The sequence below is a fragment of the Vibrio sp. 1402 genome (assembly GCF_033340275.1).
The window spans coordinates 155079-175119 of sequence record NZ_JAWOWE010000010.1 but is presented as its reverse complement, the minus strand read 5'-3'; the positions used below and the strand labels follow the sequence as shown (position 1 = coordinate 175119).

The 20041-nt window shown below is 45.3% G+C and carries 19 protein-coding genes; 12 read left to right on the top strand and 7 right to left on the bottom strand.

The features are described from left to right. Position 1: 1 nt before the first annotated feature. The 5 genes from R7044_RS18140 to lipA all read left to right on the top strand — a co-directional run bounded on the left by R7044_RS18140 (position 2) and on the right by lipA (position 4294). Entirely contained in the window at positions 2–805 is an 804-nt protein-coding gene (locus tag R7044_RS18140; protein ID WP_017635670.1) for a septal ring lytic transglycosylase RlpA family protein, read from the top strand. A 91-nt stretch (positions 806–896) separates the two neighbouring features. Continuing rightward, the gene (locus R7044_RS18135) at positions 897–2075 is read left to right on the top strand and encodes a serine hydrolase (protein ID WP_005384132.1); all 1179 of its coding nucleotides are present in this window, start codon (positions 897–899) and stop codon (positions 2073–2075) included. A 139-nt stretch (positions 2076–2214) separates the two neighbouring features. Continuing rightward, entirely contained in the window at positions 2215–2493 is a 279-nt protein-coding gene (ybeD, locus tag R7044_RS18130; protein ID WP_005384135.1) for a DUF493 family protein YbeD, read from the top strand. A gap of 176 nt (positions 2494–2669) precedes the next feature. Continuing rightward, a complete protein-coding gene (gene lipB / locus R7044_RS18125; protein ID WP_005384137.1) occupies positions 2670–3332 on the top strand; it encodes a lipoyl(octanoyl) transferase LipB in 663 nt (220 codons plus the stop codon). Continuing rightward, the gene (gene lipA / locus R7044_RS18120; RefSeq protein ID WP_005391329.1) at positions 3329–4294 is read left to right on the top strand and encodes a lipoyl synthase; all 966 of its coding nucleotides are present in this window, start codon (positions 3329–3331) and stop codon (positions 4292–4294) included. The genes lipB and lipA overlap by 4 nt, the downstream gene beginning before the upstream one ends. A gap of 461 nt (positions 4295–4755) precedes the next feature. Here lipA and glyA read toward each other — a convergent pair whose 3' ends face one another. Further along, complete coding sequence (gene glyA / locus R7044_RS18115; protein ID WP_005381985.1) at positions 4756–6006, bottom strand: serine hydroxymethyltransferase; 1251 nt, start codon at positions 6004–6006, stop codon at positions 4756–4758. Between the two features lie 347 nt (positions 6007–6353). Here glyA and R7044_RS18110 point away from each other — a divergent pair, with 347 nt between their 5' ends. The 3 genes from R7044_RS18110 to R7044_RS18100 all read left to right on the top strand — a co-directional run bounded on the left by R7044_RS18110 (position 6354) and on the right by R7044_RS18100 (position 9598). Then, positions 6354–6956, top strand: a complete 603-nt coding sequence (locus R7044_RS18110; protein WP_017635671.1) for a YitT family protein — start codon at positions 6354–6356, stop codon at positions 6954–6956. Between the two features lie 90 nt (positions 6957–7046). Beyond that, on the top strand, positions 7047–8567 hold the full coding sequence (locus tag R7044_RS18105; RefSeq protein ID WP_033905860.1) for a winged helix-turn-helix domain-containing protein: 1521 nt from the start codon (positions 7047–7049) through the stop codon (positions 8565–8567). A gap of 131 nt (positions 8568–8698) precedes the next feature. Then, positions 8699–9598, top strand: a complete 900-nt coding sequence (locus tag R7044_RS18100) for a hypothetical protein (RefSeq protein WP_033905857.1) — start codon at positions 8699–8701, stop codon at positions 9596–9598. 103 nt (positions 9599–9701) lie between these two features. On the opposite strand, the gene treC is transcribed toward R7044_RS18100, so the two are convergent. From treC to gmhB, 4 genes are all read right to left on the bottom strand, one after another. Continuing rightward, complete coding sequence (gene treC, locus R7044_RS18095) at positions 9702–11387, bottom strand: alpha,alpha-phosphotrehalase (protein ID WP_033905856.1); 1686 nt, start codon at positions 11385–11387, stop codon at positions 9702–9704. An 88-nt stretch (positions 11388–11475) separates the two neighbouring features. Beyond that, complete coding sequence (gene treB, locus R7044_RS18090; RefSeq protein WP_025768902.1) at positions 11476–12900, bottom strand: PTS trehalose transporter subunit IIBC; 1425 nt, start codon at positions 12898–12900, stop codon at positions 11476–11478. A gap of 176 nt (positions 12901–13076) precedes the next feature. Further along, the gene (treR, locus tag R7044_RS18085; protein ID WP_033905853.1) at positions 13077–14024 is read right to left on the bottom strand and encodes a trehalose operon repressor TreR; all 948 of its coding nucleotides are present in this window, start codon (positions 14022–14024) and stop codon (positions 13077–13079) included. 74 nt (positions 14025–14098) lie between these two features. Further along, positions 14099–14650 (bottom strand): D-glycero-beta-D-manno-heptose 1,7-bisphosphate 7-phosphatase, encoded by a 552-nt coding sequence (gene gmhB / locus R7044_RS18080; RefSeq protein ID WP_005381961.1) that lies wholly within the window; start codon positions 14648–14650, stop codon positions 14099–14101. 341 nt (positions 14651–14991) lie between these two features. On the opposite strand from gmhB, the gene metN reads away from it, so the two are divergent. The 3 genes from metN to R7044_RS18065 are packed head-to-tail and all read left to right on the top strand — an operon-like array spanning position 14992 to position 17535. Continuing rightward, entirely contained in the window at positions 14992–16026 is a 1035-nt protein-coding gene (gene metN, locus R7044_RS18075; RefSeq protein WP_033905850.1) for a methionine ABC transporter ATP-binding protein MetN, read from the top strand. Next, positions 16016–16693, top strand: a complete 678-nt coding sequence (locus R7044_RS18070) for a methionine ABC transporter permease (protein ID WP_005383604.1) — start codon at positions 16016–16018, stop codon at positions 16691–16693. The genes metN and R7044_RS18070 overlap by 11 nt, the downstream gene beginning before the upstream one ends. Before the next feature lie 32 nt (positions 16694–16725). Further along, on the top strand, positions 16726–17535 hold the full coding sequence (locus tag R7044_RS18065) for a MetQ/NlpA family lipoprotein (protein ID WP_005381966.1): 810 nt from the start codon (positions 16726–16728) through the stop codon (positions 17533–17535). 126 nt (positions 17536–17661) lie between these two features. Here the strand turns inward: R7044_RS18065 and R7044_RS18060 are convergent, their stop codons facing one another. Both R7044_RS18060 and syd read right to left on the bottom strand, forming a co-directional pair. Beyond that, positions 17662–18438 carry a Zn-ribbon-containing protein gene (locus R7044_RS18060; protein WP_005383605.1) on the bottom strand — a complete coding sequence of 259 codons (777 nt, stop codon included), beginning with the start codon at positions 18436–18438 and terminating at the stop codon, positions 17662–17664. 2 nt (positions 18439–18440) lie between these two features. After that, positions 18441–18986: a SecY-interacting protein gene (syd, locus tag R7044_RS18055; protein ID WP_005381970.1), complete on the bottom strand. Its 546-nt coding sequence runs from the start codon at positions 18984–18986 to the stop codon at positions 18441–18443. Positions 18987–19094: 108 nt separating this feature from the next. Between syd and queF the strand changes: the two genes are divergently transcribed. Beyond that, positions 19095–19940, top strand: coding sequence for an NADPH-dependent 7-cyano-7-deazaguanine reductase QueF (queF, locus tag R7044_RS18050; RefSeq protein ID WP_225455733.1), 846 nt, complete (start codon positions 19095–19097; stop codon positions 19938–19940). Positions 19941–20041 lie beyond the last annotated feature (101 nt).

Below are 20041 nucleotides of genomic sequence, written 5' to 3'. Positions count from 1 at the left end.
CATGCAAAAACGCGCTTTATATTCCTTGGTTTTCTCTGCTCTTATTTTGGCAGGCTGTTCATCAACTAGCCAAAAAGAACAAGAAGGCCGTTACGAACTCGAATCCGATGTTGCACCGGATACACCGCTTTCAGTCGAACACATCGAGGATGCGCATCCTAAATATGAACCGTACAGCCTAGGTGGGAACAAAGATTACCACTTGCGTGGCAAAGACTACAAAATAGTTCGCAATGCGAAAGGCTTTAAAGAAAAAGGCCGCGCATCTTGGTATGGGAAAAAATTCCAAGGTCATTTGACTTCTAATGGCGAAATCTATGACATGTATTCAATGACGGCAGCGCATAAAACGCTACCGTTACCAAGTTACGTAAAAGTTACCAATACTGACAACGGAAAAACCACCATAGTACGAGTTAATGACCGAGGTCCTTTTCACGATGGCCGTATCATTGATTTAAGCTATGCCGCCGCGCACAAGTTAGATGTCATAAAAACAGGCACCGCGAACGTGGAAATTGAAGTGATCAGTATCAATCAGCCCACGGACAAAAAGTCATTAGAAGCGCACCCTAGGTACGTTATTCAAGTGGCATCATCAAAAAATGAAGAACGCGCGCGAACTTTAGGTACCGAGCTTGGTCAAAAATTGGATACAGAAACTTTCCTAGAGAGTGCGAAAGAGTCTTATCGCTTGTTGTTAGGGCCATTTACTGACTATTCCCTGACGCAAGCCACATTAGATAAAGTAAAGTTGCTCGGCTATTCGTCTGCATTTATTAAAAAACACAACACTGCCAAATGACCTCGTGTCATGAATTTCTCTTTGATCCCCCTCTTACATAACTAGGGATTCTGATAAGATGTCTGCAGTTAACCCAAAAATTTGAATTACCATGAATAAAAATAAGTTTGTGAAATCTATTCTCGTTTCTTCGGTTGCCCTTTCTGCAACTTTCGCTCAATCTGCTCTTGCATCACCTATCGTTGTTCCAGATGCCCCTCAAATCGCGGCGAAGGGCTACGTGCTGATGGATTACCATTCAGGTAAAGTACTGGCAGAGAAAGAGATGAACACAAAATTGTCTCCAGCTAGTCTGACTAAGATGATGACCAGCTATGTAATCGGCCAAGAGCTAGCGCGTGGTAATATCTCAGAAGATGATGATGTCACCATCAGTAAAAATGCGTGGGCGAAAAACTTCCCTGATTCATCAAAGATGTTCATTGAAGTAGGCACAACAGTTAAAGTACGTGACCTGAACCGAGGTATCATCGTCCAGTCAGGTAACGATGCCTGTGTTGCGATGGCAGAACATATTGCAGGTTCAGAAGATGCGTTTGTTGACCTAATGAACGCTTGGGCCAACACATTGGGTATGACTAACTCGCACTTTGCCAACGTTCATGGCTTAGATAACGCAGAGTTGTACTCAACACCATACGACATGGCTCTGCTGGGTAAAGCACTTATCCGTGACGTACCAAATGAGTACCGAGTGTACTCAGAGAAGAAATTTACTTACAACGGCATCACCCAATACAACCGTAACGGTCTACTTTGGGATAAGAGCATGAACGTTGACGGCATCAAAACGGGTCACACAAGTAATGCGGGTTACAGCCTAGTAAGTTCAGCAACTGAAGGTCAAATGCGCTTGGTTGCGGTCGTTATGGGTACTAAAGATGCCAATGCTCGTAAGTCAGAAAGTAAAAAGCTGCTAAGCTACGGCTTCCGTTTCTTCGAAACAGTGGCACCGCACAAAGCAGGTGAAACGTTCGTAGAAGAAAAAGTGTGGATGGGTAACAAAGACACCGTAGCACTGGGTCTTGACCAAGATACTTACGTAACACTACCGCGTGGTGAAGCGAAAAACCTAAAAGCAAGCTTCGTCCTTGAAAAAGAGCTAGAAGCCCCAATTAATAAAGGTGATGTAGTTGGTAAGCTATACTATCAGATCGATGGTGAAGATATTGCCGAATACCCACTAATGGCACTAGAAACCGTAGAGCAAGGTAGTCTATTTAGCCGCATGTGGGATTACATCGTATTGTTATTCAAGAGCTTCTTCTAAAAAGAACATTAGAGTAGCAAACTTATTCGCAAAGCCGCCTGAATGGGCGGCTTTTTAAGTTTGAGCTCCTCGTCTTGAGTTCCCCCTAATTTGACTGTACTATTTCGCACCGCAACGAATATCTACTGGAGTTATCGATATGCTAACCATCAACTCTGATGCAAAATTAAAAGACCTGCTTGAGTTCCCTTGTTCATTTACTTACAAGGTAATGGGTCATGCAAAGCCTGAACTTCCAGAGCTTGTTCTTGAAGTTATTCAGCGCCATGCTCCAGGTGACTACAGCCCGACCGTTAAACCAAGTGCTAAGGGCAACTACCACTCTGTGTCAATCAACATTACTGCAACCTCTATCGAGCAGGTTGAGACACTGTACAAAGAGTTAGGTGAAATTGACATCGTACGCATGGTTCTATAATTTTTTGATATATTAAATTTTTTTTGAAAGCAGCCTTGGCTGCTTTCTTTTTATTTATCAAAGAGATAACGAGGCTTTACATCGCTTTCAGTTAAAAATCTGTTACGCAGCGGTAGAGCATCAGGGTTATCCGGTTTATAATCCAAAAACTTTATATATTAGCAACAGGAATTCCCATGCAACACCAACTTGTTGTAAAACGACTTGGCCGCCAAGACTATGAGCCTGTATGGAAGGCGATGCATGAGTTCACCGACCAACGCACAGAAGAAACCCGTGATGAAGTCTGGTTGGTAGAACATAACCCAGTATTTACGCAAGGACAGGCAGGTAAAGCTGAGCACTTGATTAACACTGGCGATATTCCTGTTGTACAAAGTGATCGCGGAGGCCAGGTTACGTATCATGGCCCTGGTCAGTTGGTCGCCTACTTCTTGATCAACCTACGCCGTAAAAAATTAGGTGTACGAGATCTCGTTACCACAATCGAGAACCTCGTGATCAACACGCTAAAAGCATACAATATTGACTCAGCCGCGCGACCTGACGCACCAGGTGTCTACGTTGCCGGTAAGAAAATATGCTCTCTCGGTTTACGCATTCGTAAAGGATGCTCGTTTCATGGTTTAGCCTTGAACGTAAATATGGATTTAACACCGTTTCTGCGTATTAACCCTTGTGGTTATGAAGGTATGGAAATGGTTCAGGTCAGCCAATTTGGCGGCCCAGACAATGTAGAAGCCGTAGAAAAACAATTAATAGAAGAACTCGTTACTTTGCTCGATTATGAGCAAGTAGAATTCAGCACAGAAGCACCTTCTCAAGGTAATAAAGCATGAGCAAACCAATCCAGATGGAAAAAGGCGTTAAATATCGTGACGCCGATAAAATGGCATTGATTCCCGTAAAGAACATGCCTACAGAGCAGAAAGAAGTGCTACGTAAGCCTGATTGGATGAAGATCAAGCTACCAGCCGACAGCCAACGAATTCAAGACATCAAAGCGGCGATGCGTAAGAATAAACTTCACTCCGTATGTGAAGAAGCATCTTGCCCGAACCTAGCGGAATGTTTTAACCACGGTACAGCAACCTTCATGATCTTAGGTGCTATTTGTACTCGTCGTTGTCCTTTCTGTGACGTTGCTCATGGCCGCCCATTACCACCGGAAGCAGAAGAGCCTCAAAAACTGGCGAAAACCATTGCCGATATGAAGCTGAAATACGTAGTAATCACTTCTGTTGACCGTGACGATCTGCGTGACGGCGGTGCACAACACTTTGCCGATTGTAACCGCGAGATCCGTGCGTTAAACCCGCATATTAAGATTGAAACACTGGTTCCTGACTTCCGTGGTCGCATGGATGTAGCGCTTGATCTAATGAAAGACAATCCGCCAGATGTCTTCAACCACAACTTAGAAACAGCGCCACGTCTTTACCGTAAAGCTCGCCCAGGTGCGAACTATAAATGGTCACTTGAGCTTCTTAAGAAGTTCAAAGAGCAGCATCCCGATGTACCGACCAAGTCTGGTTTGATGATGGGTCTTGGTGAAACCAAAGAAGAAATCATCGAAGTACTGAAAGATCTACGCGCACACGGCGTAACGATGCTGACTCTAGGCCAGTACCTAGCGCCAAGCCGTCACCACTTGCCAGTAGAACGTTACGTTCCACCATCAGAGTTTGACGAGCTAAAAGAAGTTGCACTAGAACTTGGCTTCACGCATGCAGCGTGTGGTCCATTTGTTCGCTCTTCTTACCATGCCGATATGCAAGCTCAAGGTATCGAGATTAAATAAGCTCTCGCTTGTTTTGAAAAGTTTGTTTTGAAGAGAAAAGGTTGGCTCAGTGCCAACCTTTTTTGTATCTGGCAAATGATGATAAAAAGCCATTCTACCACCGTCATTCTGAACAGCGAGGAACGAGCGTGATTCAGAATCTGTTTTCAGAATACTGATGATTTTTAGGGAAACTCTGAGTAAAAGAGTGTGCCTCAACAAGATTCCTGATCTCGCCTTGGCTCGTCGGAATGACGTGGTTTGGATATATTGAAAAGGGACAGTGTTGGTAGCCATCCCCTTATCACACACTCTCGCTATATCTCATTCCAAACGCCAGACAAACAAAAAGGCCCTCAAATGAGGGCCTTTAGTATATCAATGTTCAAAATAGATGAGTCGAGTTCTAGAAGAACACACGGAGTTTGCGCGAGCAAATGAGTATGTTCGACACCGAAATCGACTCACTCTATGAAAAGCAGTTAGGCGTAAACTGGTAGACGCTTACAAATTTCTAGCACTTTCTGTTTTGTCGCTTCGATAACTTCTTCGTTGCCGATGTTATCTAGAACGTCACACATCCAGTTTGCTAGCTCTTTTGCATCTTCTTCAGTGAAGCCACGGCGAGTGATCGCTGGCGTACCTACACGGATACCAGACGTTACGAATGGGCTGCGTGGGTCATTTGGTACTGAGTTCTTGTTTACAGTGATATTTGCTGCACCTAGTGCCGCGTCTGCGTCTTTACCAGTGATATCTTTGTCGATTAGGTCAACAAGGAACAAGTGGTTTTCTGTACCGTTAGATACGATTTTGTAGCCACGCTCTTGGAACTGACCAACCATTGCTTTTGCGTTTTTCACTACGCGAGCTTGATAAGCTTTGAACTCTGGCTCCATCGCTTCTTTGAACGCTACTGCTTTACCAGCGATAACGTGCATTAGAGGGCCACCTTGACCACCAGGGAACACTGCTGAGTTCAATTTCTTGTACATATCTTCGCCAGCATTTGACAAGATAAGACCACCGCGAGGACCTGCTAGTGTTTTGTGCGTCGTTGTTGTTACCACGTGAGCATGCGGTACTGGTGTTGGGTATTCACCGGCGGCGATAAGACCAGCTACGTGCGCCATATCAACAAATAAGTAAGCACCTGCTTTGTCAGCGATTTCACGCATGCGTTTCCAATCAACGATTTGCGAGTAAGCAGAGAAACCACCGATGATCATCTTAGGTTTGTGTTCAAGTGCTAGCTGTTCCATCTCGTCGTAGTTGATTTGACCAGCTTCATCGATACCGTAAGGGATAACGTTGTAGTGCTTACCAGAGAAGTTTACTGGTGAACCGTGAGTTAGGTGACCACCGTGCGCTAGGCTCATGCCTAAAACTGTATCGCCAGGGTTAAGAAGCGCCATGTAAACTGCGCTGTTTGCTTGAGAACCTGAGTGAGGCTGTACGTTAGCGTACTCACAACCAAATAGTTGGCATGCACGCTCAATTGCTAGTGCTTCAGCTTTATCTACGTACTCACAACCGCCGTAGTAACGCTTACCTGGGTAGCCTTCAGCGTATTTGTTCGTTAGCTGAGAACCTTGCGCTTCCATTACACGTGGGCTTGTGTAGTTTTCAGAAGCGATAAGTTCAATGTGTTCTTCCTGGCGAAGAGTTTCTTCCTGGATAGCTGCGAACAGTTCCGCATCGTAATCTGCGATGTTCATATCACGCTTAAGCATCTGTATCTCCTGACTCAGATTAGTACTGAAAGTTGCAAAAAAACTGTTGAATGACCCGACGCAAACGTTTTCGTCACCCTAATGGCGCGCATTCTACATAATTTGATTTAGGTCATAAAGAGAAATTTACAATTTTTCTCATGCAGTTTTTTCATGATGACAAGCAATGTTTATCATGCCAGCATTGCAATCGCATAACGACAATCTATTGCCTGTCAAATTTGTGCTTTACACCCTGTAAAACAGCAATTACATAGGTTTACCGTAAATTTTACCCTCTAGCTACCGAAAAGATCATCTTTTTACTACTATGCACGCCTTATTTATCACTAATGACTGCAACATTGATGGAAAAACACTCATTAAAAGAAGACTGGATAGCGATTCTCACGGGTACCTTTTTAGTAGCTCAAGGCGTTTTCTTTCTCCAATCCGCGAACCTTCTAACGGGAGGCACGACTGGATTGGCTCTGCTTATTAGCCAATTTACACCTTTTACCTTTGGTGTGCTGTACTTTTTAGCAAACAGTCCTTTTTACTTACTAGCATGGAAACGCTTCGGCCGTCATTTCGCCATTAATAGTGCCATTTCTGGCGCGTTGGTTTCTATCTTTGCCGATCATCTTTATTTGCTAATCTCGCTCGAATCGGTAAATGAAGTTTATTGCGCCGTCGCAGGCGGACTTTTAATGGGGCTCGGTATGCTGATCCTATTCCGACATCGCTCCAGCTTGGGTGGCTTTAACGTGCTGTGTTTGTTTATCCAAGACAAATTTGGCATTTCAGTTGGCAAAAGCCAAATGGCAATCGATGCATGTATCCTGTTTGCTTCATTCTTCTTTGTCACACCAGAAGTGATTGGCCTTTCAATTTTGGGGGCGTTTGCACTCAATCTCGTGTTAGCGATGAACCACAAACCGCACCGCTATTCCGTGACCTACGGTTCATAAATTTTTGATAATGATTGAAGCGCGATTTATAAGATTTCGCGCTCCAATCGCTATATAATACTTCGCGATTTCCAAATAGATCGGTACGGTATGCGCGACTTTCTGCAACAAGCTAAACAGACTCACAGTTGTATTGCGATTGGAGAGCTGATCTATAACCCGAAGACACAGACCCTTCATCAAGATGCTATCGCGATTGATCTTGAACCTCGCACCATTGAATTATTAGAACTGCTGTTAACAAGCGTTGGCCACCCACTCTCTGCTGACACCATTATTGAAACCATTTGGCAGAGCAAGTTCATCTCTAAGAATGTGCTCACGAACCGCATTAGCACCTTACGTGCCCTGCTACAGCAGTACTTACCCGAATACGATGCCGCTAAGCTCTTGGTCACTTACCCCCGCAAAGGCTACTTTCTTAACCCTGCCAATATTCGTTTAGTGCCACCAGCGAAAAACCATCGGCGCGTTATCTCAACCCAGGTGGCGAGTAATAAGAACTTCAAGCTGATTTTTGCTTACAGCTTATGTGCCATACTTGCGGTATGTAGCATGACACTCGCAAGCTTGTTATGGCAACGCCAAGAAATCTCAACACAACAAACACGTCATCAACTACTGATTCCCAAAGTCGAGCTACTACTCAACCGTGTCGATTCAATCGGCTCCCAGGCGCGAAAATACCGCATACTGGTCAAAGCCATCTTGCTGCAACAACAGGTCGAATATCCATACACCGACATCGCCAACCAAGATGCTCCCAGTTACTTTCTTGATCCTATCGGTCATACGCCATATTTCCCTGGCGCACGAAACATGCAGACCAGCGACTACGAGCTCAATATCGAGTTAAAAGACGGCACAAAACAGGGCATCTTGAAAGCGCAGATGAACCTTATTTATCCTGCGACGGGCAAGCTGGCGTTTCGCAATGAGTACACACTGCGTTTATCTGCCTTACAATCGGATATTTTCCAAATGCACTCGGATGTCGCGCAATACTTCAATCTGCCTGCACCTTCGGCAAGTTCGTGGCAGCTTTCGAATATTCACAAAAAAATGTTATTCGAGAATGCCTTTTCTAGCCAACCTCTCCGACAATCTGATGAGTTTGCGGCTATAACAACGGCAAGACATCTCGCCTTATACGAGCACGAACATCAAAAGCTGGAAGCGTATTTAACTCAAGTACAATCGTCGTTTGATGTTTTGCCAGATGAGCTGAGCCTCTGGTTAGGTCTATTGCATTTCAAATTAGGTAACTTAGACAGGGCAAAAGCTCTGTTAACGACACCAGATGGCGACTCACGTATCCAAAACGCACTGATTTATACCTTTGTGTCTCACATTGCTTACAAGCAGAACAAACTTGAACAGTTCCGTCTCAACTACATGGAATCACTGGTGGCGCTGCTGCGCGTTTTACCTTCCGAAACCTTGTTTGAGCGTCTTTCTCAATCTGAATCAAAAGAGACTTGCCTCCAACCGTGGAAAACGTTGCATGTTAGTGTGACCGATCAAGAAATCATAAGCCGATGGAAAGCGCTCATTAACGAGTATTGCATTAACGTAGCCAACGAAATAACCCCAAATAAAACAAAGACCTAAATATAAAATTAAGCTTTCATTAACCCCTATTATCTTTTGTTTTTTGCCCTTTTTCTCTCACTGAACTTAGCATGCTCGCATTCAAGCAACGGCCCAACATGAAGCGGCCTTATCAATCAGGAATGTAAACCATGCTAAACAAAATGACGCTTATCGCAGCAGCAACTCTGGCTCTTTACGGCTGTGGCGGAGGTTCGTCTTCTGGCAGTGCGAATCCAAACAAAGTGCCTCAAGAAAGTTTCGACGTCTCGATTCACAACTCAATCTTCGCTCCCACGCCAAGCACACAGCTAAACTACGCATTTAGCTTGGATGGCCAACCAGAAGGCGACATAAAACTGAGCTTCCAAGCGATGGGTCGCGAGCAAATATTGGCAGCATTGGCACAAATCCCAAACAGCGAGGCAATGGTCCAGTTGGTTAATGACTTGGTGAACTACGGCGCCGAACAGTTCTACTATTCAGACGAGCAGTACAACGACGACGAAGAGAGCAATACGCTTTACTTTGCAGGATCAGATGGTGCACTCCATGAAATCACTGACGCTTATTTCATTGGTCATCAGTTTATTGCCATGCTTATGCGCAGCGGTCCGATTTTCCGCCTAAACGGTGACGACGTAAAAGAGAAAAGCCCGAATATTGACATCGGTGAAGAAACTATATCTCTGCAAACCACTCTTACAGGCTACTCAGTTCACAACCTACTAGACCGTTTTGAAGAGCATGAGTGGGTACAAAACCTTCCTATGACAGCATCTTGCCAAGTGGTTTGGCAACAGCAAATCCGAGAGACTGGCGTGCGTAAAGCGTTCTCGATCTCAGGCAAGAAAATTGAAGCGGCATACCTGATGGAAGAAAACATCTACAACCTGAACTGTGATGACATGGACTCAATGGAGTTCGCCACTTCGGCAGAACGTTGGTTTAACCCGAGCTTAGGTCTGATTGAACAAATTGAACTGCTGAAAGTACAACAAGTACAAATCAACGAAGAGAAAGTGCAGCTAACAGCAATTGAAACAAAATAAGCCTGTACTCCACAAGTATCTCGCATCTCAATAAAAAAGGCTTTGGGGAGCACACCAAAGCCTTCATCTCGAACATCAATCTTAGGGGTGATGACACCCGAGTTTATTCTTCTATCAATAAAATACGAGTTTCGTAAGGTCGTAACACTTGATGGTTTGACGCGACTGCGCTCGCTGAGTTTTGATAGTTAGATAGCAAGTTTTTCGCCTTACTCATATCAAAACGTTCTGGCAGAACGCATTCCACCTCTTCAGCGTAGTAGTTATTGATACACAGCAGCGTTTGCTTATCGTTCTGACGAGCGTAAGCGAAAATACGTTTGTGCTCTGGCAGCAGGTCCTCGTAACGGCCATCGGTGATGACTGGAACCTGTTTACGCAGTTCAATCAGACGCTTGTAAAAGTAGAACACCGAGTTCAAATCGGCAACCGCAGCTTCAGCATTGATTTCCGAGTAATTCTGCGCCACTTCAAGCCACGGCGTGCCCTCAGTAAAGCCCGCGTGTTTTGCACTGTTCCATTGCATTGGTGTACGTGAGTTATCACGCGACTTCTGTGCCAAGATCGCCATCATATCGTCATGAGATACACCATCACGGTTGACCATGATGTCGTACATGTTAGTACTTTCAACATCACGATATTGGCTGATTTCGGTATAACCCGGGTTGGTCATGCCGATCTCTTCCCCCTGGTAAACATAAGGTGTGCCTTGCATCATGTGCACTGATGCCGCAAGCATCTTGGCAGATTCAACACGGTATTGCTCGTCGTTACCTAATCGGCTCACAACGCGTGGCTGGTCGTGGTTACACCAGAACAGCGCCCCCCACCCTTTGCCATTTAAGCCCGTTTGCCAATGATTGAAGATCTGTTTTAACTGAATGAAATCAAACGGCGCTTTGGTCCATTTTTCACCATTTGGATAATCGACTTTCAGATGATGGAAGTTGAACACCATGGATAGCTCTTTGCCGTCTAGCGAAGAATATTGCTGGCAGTGCTCTAGTGTGGTGGAAGACATTTCACCCACCGTCACGCTGCCGTATTTTTGAAACACAGATTCGCTAATCTCTTGAAGGTATTCGTGCACGCGTGGGCCGTCGGTGTAGAAGCGGCGACCATCACCAATATCATCACTTGGAAAATCTTGCTGCTTGGAAATCAGGTTGATAACGTCGAGACGGAAACCATCCACTCCTTTTTCTGCCCAGAAGCTGATGACTTCTTTCACTTCTTCACGCACTACTGGGTTTTCCCAGTTTAAGTCCGCTTGCTCTTTAGCAAAAAGGTGCAAATAGTACTGGCCTGTTTTTTCATCCAGCGCCCAAGCGTTGCCACCAAACTTTGATTGCCAGTTGTTTGGTTCAGCACCATCTACCGGATCTTTCCAGATGTAGTAATCACGGTATGGGCTGTTTTTATCACCCAGTGCGGATTGGAACCACTTGTGTTCTGTCGACGTGTGGTTCACTACAATGTCCATGATGATACGAATGCCCAACTGATGCGCTTCTGCTAGCAAAGTATCGAAATCTTCCATAGTGCCGAACTGTGGATTGATCGAGTAGTAATCGGAGATGTCATAACCGTTGTCGATCATTGGCGATTGGTAAACCGGCGTCAGCCAAATCGCATCCACACCAAGATGCTTAAGATAATCCAGCTTAGAAATGATCCCTTTGATGTCGCCCGTGCCTTTACTGCCACTGTCACAAAAGCTTTTTGGGTAAATTTGATAGATGGTTGCGGTTTTCCACCAGCTCTCATCATGCTTGGTCATAGCCATTTCTAACACTCACTTACCAGTAATCGGAAACTTAAAATTTGAAAAGAAAAAATAGGAGGAGGCAGCCAAGTCACTGCCTCAAATAGAATTACGCGTTTGCAGGCTCAAGCTCACCTTTGGCTTGTGCACGCTTATAAAGAATTAACGTTAATGCAGCAGGTACCAGCATTGCGACTAACATAGCCAAAGCAAAAATGCCCCAGAACTGCGGTTGGATAGACAAGATGCCCGGCAAACCGCCCACACCGATACCGTTCGCCATTACGCCCGCACTACCACAAATAGCAGCAGCACACGCACTACCGATCATCGCGCTCAGCATTGGGAACTTGTATTTCAAGTTGATGCCGTACATCGCCGGTTCAGTCACGCCAAGGTAAGCAGAGATAGCCGCAGGCACTGAGATATCACGCTCGCCGTGTTTTCTACTGATGATAATGATGCCGACGACCGCAGACGCTTGAGCAATGTTTGAAAGTGCAATCAGAGGCCAAATTGGCGTACCGCCTAGCTCTTGCATCAGTTGAAGGTCTACCGCGTTGGTAGTGTGGTGAATACCAGTAATGACCAATGGCGCGTATAGGAAGCCGAAGATGGTTGAGCCAATCATAGCGAAGTCACCCGTCATGGCTGCTTTTGCTGCGAAAGCAACGCCGTCACCCAACATACGACCGAATGGACCAATGATAGAGTGCGCAAGAATCACAGACACAATGATTGAGACAAACGGCACGACCACTAGGTAAAGGTAAGACGGAATGATGCGTTTTAAGTTGGTTTCAATAAACGCCAGTGCCATACCAGCAAGCATTGCTGGAATCACTTGCGCCTGATAGCCCACTTTCTCGATGGCGAATAAGCCAAAGTCCCACACTTCGGGTACTTGCTTACCAATCAGGTAGGCGTTCATCAACTGTGGCGAAACCAATGTTACACCAAGCGTGATACCCAGAATCGGAGTACCGCCGAGCTTTTTCACTGTCGACCAACACACGCCAACTGGTAGGAAGAAGAAGATCGCCTCACCAATCAGCCATAAGAAAGAGTGTACCGTAGCCCAAAACTGGCTGATTTCCGTTAGCGTTTGACCATCAAACATCTTGATGTCGCCAATCACGTTACGGAAGCCAAGAATCAGACCACCGGTAATGATCGCAGGTAGCAGTGGTACAAAGATTTCTGCAAGGTGGGAAATACCACGCTCAACGATATTCATGTTTTGACGAGCAGCGTTCTTCGCTTCGTCTTTGCTGGCTTCACTTTTACCCGTCAGTCCGATCAGTACCTTGTAAACTTCATCCACTTCAGTACCGATAACCACTTGGAACTGGCCTGCGTTGGTAAAACAGCCCTTCACCATCGGTAATGCTTCTAACTGTTTCGTATCTGCTTTGTCCGTATCATTTAGAACAAAACGCAAGCGAGTTAAACAGTGACTTACACTGGCAATATTGTCCGGCCCCCCGACCAGCTCAATAAGACGCTCCACGTCTTTACGCGCAATCTTACTCATAACTTTGTCCACCCTGTATTGGATACATTCGATTCATCATTTTGTTTTTATAAATGGGAACATTCCCATTTCTTAATTTTAATATTGCCATCCGAAGGCAAAAAACAAAATGGGAACAGTCCCATTAATTGAGAGTGATCACAGTATAATTTTAGAGCAGATCGTTTTAGTGTGGGTCAATAAACGATAGGCTGTTGAGTAAAGTGAACCACTTCCTCATCGCCATTTAATTGATTGATCAGCATGTTAGCGGACTTCTCACCTGCAAGGGTGTAACCTGGGTCGACACTAAATACTTTAGGGAAAAGGAAAGAGAGCAATTCATTACCACCAACACCTGTCACAACCACGTCTTCACGTCCTAACTCTTGAAGACGCTTAATCACGCCCAACGCGATAGTGTCACTGGCGCACACGATGGCCTGAGTATCAGATTGAAGGACTTTGTCTACCAACTGATAAGCACTTTCATGGCTCAACTTACCCGTTTGGAAACAAGGTGTAATTTGCTTGCGTTGACACCAAGCTTTATAAGCATTTAGACGAGCTAAGCCAGTGGTTTTGTCTTCAGGATCAACACCAATATAAGCAATGCGAGATAAAGATTGCTGCTCAAGGTGAGACAAAGCCATGTCTATCACACCTTGGTTATCGTAGTTGATCGAGGAAACCATTTGCGTGTCCATCGCGATCACGACGATACGATTCCCCCACTCCGCCAATGCTCGCTCATCACATCCAGTAAAGCCAAACACGATCACCCCATCGACGTTGCGACGTTTAAGCACATCCAAATGTTCATTGGTTTTATCGCGATCGAATTGGCTCTCCATGATCACCGCATCATAACCAGCGGAATACAAAGCATTGAGCATTGTACCAACGGCGCGATTTTCTGATGGTGAATCTAAACGGGAGATGATAACCCCAATAACTTTTTGGCTGCCACCACGCATCGACTGCGCCGACTTTGATGGGACGTAGCCTGATTCACGAATGATTTGCTCTACCTTCTCACGCGTTTGCGGTTTTACCTTGGGATCATTGGTAAGCACACGGCTGACCGTCGATTTGCCCACGCCAGCCAATTTCGCGATATCAAGAATGGTGAGTTTTTTGCTCATAAGTGTTCAGACTAAAAGAAGGAATCAAACAAAAGGGAAGCAGTGGCTTCCCTTATCTCAGTCAGTAATGAAGATTACTTGTTTAAGTACGCAGGCACATCTGCAATGCTATCTAATACTACCGTTGCAATGGCTTCGCCCTGTTCCGTTACTGGCTTACCAGTGCGAACCAAAATCTTAGTGCCAACGCCTGCCGCTTCTGCTGCCATCATGTCTTCAGCTTTATCGCCGATCATCACAGATTTCTCCATGTCGATCTTCAAGAAGTCACGCGCAGAAATGAACATGCCTGGTTTTGGCTTACGGCACTCACAATCTTGCTTGTACTCGCCAATGCCATGTTCTGGATGATGTGGACAGTAATAGATACCATCGAACTCAACACCATTATCAGCAAAGTTCCAATCCATCCATTGAGTCAGAGACAAGAAACGGTCTTCACTGAATTTACCGCGTGCGATGCCCGATTGATTCGTCACTAACACTAGAAGGTAGCCTTTATCTTTTAGCGCTTTCGTCGCTTCAAATACACCATCAATGTACTCAAAATCGTGTTCGTCATGAACGTAGCCGTGGTCAACGTTTATCACGCCATCACGATCGATAAAAACAGCAGGTTTTGCCAAAACGTATTTCTCTATTAACTCGGTTTAATCAGATTATTACATACCTTATAAACTTCAACACTATCTAATTCATTCTAGGCCTCGACAAAACGGTTGATTTGTTGGGCAAGAATCGGTAAATCTGAGGGTGCCCCGCCGTCTACCTCCTGCTTGTTATCTATACATCTTGGTTTCAAAACAGAACACCCATACATTTAGACGTCTAGACGTAAAAATATCTATTGACTTCATTCTGCTTAACCCATAGCATCAACTGAAAATTGAGATAAAGCTCAACATTAAGTTCTGTCAAAGGCCGTTTTTGACAGCGAAGTTCCCCGTATCTTTGGGCAGGTTGAAACATGATAGAAATAAAAAACGTCAATAAAGTGTTCTACCAAGGCAGTAAGGAAATCCTTGCCCTGAAAGACATTAACCTACACATCGACAAAGGCACTATCTTTGGTGTTATCGGTTCATCAGGTGCTGGTAAAAGTACGCTGATCCGCTGTGTCAACATGTTAGAAGCGCCGACCTCTGGTTCCATCATCGTTGATGGTGTAGATCTAACCAAACTCAGCAAAAAACAACTAGTCGAAACACGCCGTAACATTGGTATGATCTTCCAGCACTTTAACCTGCTTTCGTCTCGTACTGTGTTTGATAATGTGGCATTACCCCTAGAACTGGCAGGTAAAGACAAATCGCAAGTCACAACAAAAGTAACTGAGTTGCTAAAGCTTGTAGGCTTAGCCGACAAACACGAGAGCTACCCATCTAACTTAAGTGGCGGACAAAAACAGCGTGTGGCAATTGCTCGTGCATTGGCATCCGATCCTAGCGTGCTGCTTTGTGATGAGGCCACTAGCGCACTAGATCCGGCAACAACTCAATCTATCCTTGAGTTATTGAAAGAGATCAACCGCAAACTCAACATCACGATTTTACTTATCACTCACGAAATGGAAGTCGTAAAAAGTATCTGTCACGAAGTAGCAATCATTGGTGGTGGTGAGCTGGTGGAAAAAGGCACCGTTGGCGATATTTTTGCGCACCCTAAGACAGAGCTAGCGCACCAATTCATTCGCTCAACGCTGGATCTTTCCATTCCTGAAGATTACCAAGCACGTCTGCAAGCAGAGCGTGTTGATGGCAGCTACCCGTTGGTTCGCTTAGAGTTTACTGGCGCAACCGTCGATGCACCGTTAATGTCGCAAATTTCTCGTAAATACAATATTGATGTGAGTATTTTGAGTTCCGACCTTGATTACGCTGGTGGCGTGAAATTCGGCATGATGGTCGCAGAGCTATTTGGTAACGAAGAAGATGACAACGCAGCTCTTGAATACCTGCGTAAGCACAACGTAAAAGTAGAGGTACTTGGTTATGTCCTTTAATACGATTTCTGAATGGCTGAGTTTAAACAGCAAACTACTTTTAGGTGCAACGTGGGAAACGCTTTACATGGTTGCGGTTGCCGGATTAGTCGGCTTTGCTGTGGGTATTCCATTAGGCGTAATCCTCCATATTACTAAGAAAGGCGGCCTACTTGAAAACACCAAACTAAATAGCGGCTTAGGCGCTATCGTTAACATTGGTCGCTCAGTGCCATTCCTCGTACTGATGGTTGCGATTATTCCAGTGACAAAAATGCTGGTTGGAACCTTTATCGGTACAACCGCAGCAATCGTCCCACTGACTATTGGCGCCATTCCTTTTGTCGCTCGTCTTATTGAAGGCGCTTTATTAGAAGTACCGACAGGCTTGGTGGAAGCAGCGCAGTCAATGGGGGCGACTCCAACACAGATCATCACAAAAGTTCTACTACCTGAAGCAATGCCGACTATTGTTAACTCAGTAACGATTACCTTGGTCACTCTCGTTAGCTACTCAGCTATGGCGGGTACGGTAGGCGGCGGCGGCCTAGGCGACGTAGCCATTCGTTACGGTTTCCACCGCTACGATGTAACTATCATGGCCGTGACTGTCGTGATGTTGATTGTTCTAGTACAGATTATTCAGTCTATCGGCGACGCAGTGGTGCGCCGTGTAGACCACAGATAAGCATCAAAAATACAAATTATAAGGAGATAAAGATGAAATTTAGCCTTAAAGGTCTTTTGACTGTAGCAACGGCCGCCTCTGCTCTTGCTCTAGCGGGTTGCGGCGACAAAGAAGTAGACGTAAACAAAGTAAAAGTTGGCGTTATTGCTGGTGCTGAAGCACAAGTAGCCGAAGTTGCCGCTAAAGTAGCAAAAGAGAAATACAACCTAGACGTTGAGCTAGTAACATTTACCGATTACGTAACACCAAACGCCGCTCTGGATGATGGTTCAGTAGACGCGAATGCGTTCCAACACAAACCATACCTAGACCAACAAGTGAAAGACCGCGGCTACAAACTGGCTATCGCGGGTAACTCATTCGTTTACCCTATTGCTGGTTACTCAAAGCAAGTAAAATCAATTGATGAAATTCAAGATGGCGCACGCATCGCAGTACCAAACGACCCAACGAACCTAGGTCGCTCACTACTGCTTCTTGAGCAACAAGGTTTGATTACGCTACGTGATGGCGTTGGTCTACTCGCTACAGTACGTGACATCGTAGGCAACCCTAAAAATATCGAAATCATTGAACTAGAAGCCCCACAGCTTCCGCGTTCACTGGATGACGTAACGCTATCTATCATCAACACCACTTACGCAAGCTCTATCGACCTATCGCCAGAGCGTGACGGCGTGTTCGTTGAAGATAAAGACTCACCATACGTAAACCTAATTGTCGCTCGCGAAGAAAATGTTAATGCGCAAAACGTACAAAACTTCGTAAAAGCTTACCAAACGGAAGAAGTTTACGAAGCGGCAAAAGAGCTGTTCAAAGGTGGTGTTGTGAAAGGTTGGTAATCCCACTTTTCAAAACATGACCGAAAACAACGTTCCAAACGTAAACGTTCTAAACCTAAAAGGGCTGATGTAAAAACATCAGCCCTTTCTATTTGTCTATCTACCCATTTAAGTAGCTTCAATTCGCTACTTAAGGTGATCCCAAGAGATATTCGACACGATTCGGCAGTCATCACACTTAAAATGAAATATGTCATGTAGTGGCTCATCGAGTAGCCACTCGCCATCGCATTTTGGACACTTGCGCGCTTTCTCGCTCTCCAGCGACTGACCACCGACACGATACTGGTAATAGTACGTAGGGATCTTCGTGATGTATTCGATACGGCCACGTAAGTCCCAACCTCGGCGAAACAGCACACTATCCACATCGCAAATTTCGTGCAGCGCCGCATGTTCCGCTCGGCAGCCCCCTGCCATTTGGATTTCATCACACGCTTGCCACTCAGTCTGCCACTTAATGACGGCTTTATGGTCTCCATTAAGTGTTGGCTCATTACGATACAAAGGAATTGGCAACAGGGTTTCACCACTTCGCAAAGGCGAACACGTATGAACATAAGTCGTGTACAACACTTGCCAGCTAGGTGTCTCTTCTTCGGCTGCTTGTTCTGAATTCAAATCACGCCCCAGCATACGCATTTTCGGAGCAAGCAAAGACGCATCCGACAAACGGTTCATGCACACTTTGACGAAATCTGAGTGATAACGTGGATGTAAGCTGTCTTGTTCTGGGCAAACAACACGAACGAAAAATTCACCTTCTCCCATCACTATCGGGAATTCACGACCTAATACTTGGCCGTTGTAACGCAGAGCATCCATCAAGCCATTAATGGCTTTGTCTACCGCGCTGACGGTGGTGTTATCAAAACACTCAAACTGCAACTCAACAACATACATACTTAGACGGCAGCCTCTAACTTATTCAAGAACTCAACCAATGAATCTGCCAATACATCACGTTTAGAGGTGCCCAAACGCTCTAGAATCACATTGCCAGTTAGGTTACAAATAGAAATCACATCCATTTCCTCATCTGTCGCTGCGATAAATACCGTTGGTTTAAGTTTCAAGCGGCGCTGCGTCACCAAATGACCAAGAATATTTTCTTGTAGGCGCACGAAATCGTCATCGCTCCACACTTGCAGCAGCGTCAACGAATTACCTTGCCAAGTTGCCTCCATATCGGCGCAGTATTGAGAACCATAAAAGGCTTTAACATCATCTTGCAGTGACAACTCAATCGCATTTTCCACATTGGTGAAATCGGCCATTTCATCACGTGCGACCGCTTTCCAAAGCACCTTTCCATCACGCTTCTCTTCGACACAAGGAGAAACAAGCTCTGCAAGCTCTTCACTGCTTGGCAACTCATTGTGCTTAGCTTGCCAAGCTTGTTGGTAGCGCAGGCTGAACTCTTGTAGCGCCTGAGTAACGTTTTGGGTCATGAAGATCTCCTCATTCCTTATTTATCAGATAGCCGTACTTGCCGGATGGCAATTGACCAGCGGATTCAGTAAAATTCTCGCCATTCTAATCGAAAACGACCACAAAGTATGAGCAAATATTCTGACGCTAAAGAGCTTGCTGGCCTAACACTAGGTAAAACGACCGAGTATGCGAACCAGTATGACCCAAGCTTGCTGCAACCAGTCCCTCGCAGCCTGAACCGAGATGACCTTCAGTTAGGCGATACTCTGCCTTTCATGGGGAACGACATTTGGACGCTGTATGAACTGTCTTGGTTAAATAGTAAAGGTTTACCACAAGTGGCCGTTGGCGAAGTATACATTCCAGCCACCAGCGCAAACTTGATTGAATCGAAGTCTTTCAAACTGTACTTAAACAGCTATAACCAAACCCGCTTTGCAAGCTGGGAAGAAGTGACTGAGCGTTTAACACAAGACCTGTCTGAATGCGCAGGTGAAAAGGTGCTGGTTGAGGTGAATCCAGTGACCCACTATACCAATCAACCTATCGTAACAATGGACGGTGAATGTATAGATGACCAAGACATTGACATCACCAGTTACGATTTTGATGCCGATTTGCTTGGAGGTGCGGCAGGTGAAGCACAAGTTGAAGAGGTGCTACATAGCCACCTATTGAAATCAAACTGTTTGATCACTAACCAACCCGACTGGGGCAGTGTAGAAATTCGCTACCAAGGCGCAAAAATAGATCGTGAGAAGCTGTTACGTTACTTAGTGTCTTTCCGCGAGCACAATGAGTTCCACGAGCAGTGTGTAGAGCGTATTTTTACGGATCTAATGAAATACTGCCAACCAAGCAAACTGACCGTATTTGCCCGCTATACGCGCCGTGGAGGCTTGGATATCAACCCTTACCGCTCAACGGAACAAGATAAGCCAGCTCACAATCACCGTATGGCTCGTCAGTAAACGCATAGGCAACAGAAATAAGTTCGGCAATCTAAAGGGTTGCCGGACGTTTTTATTGTCCAAGCATGTTACTATATCAAATGGCTTCAACCCGCATTTAA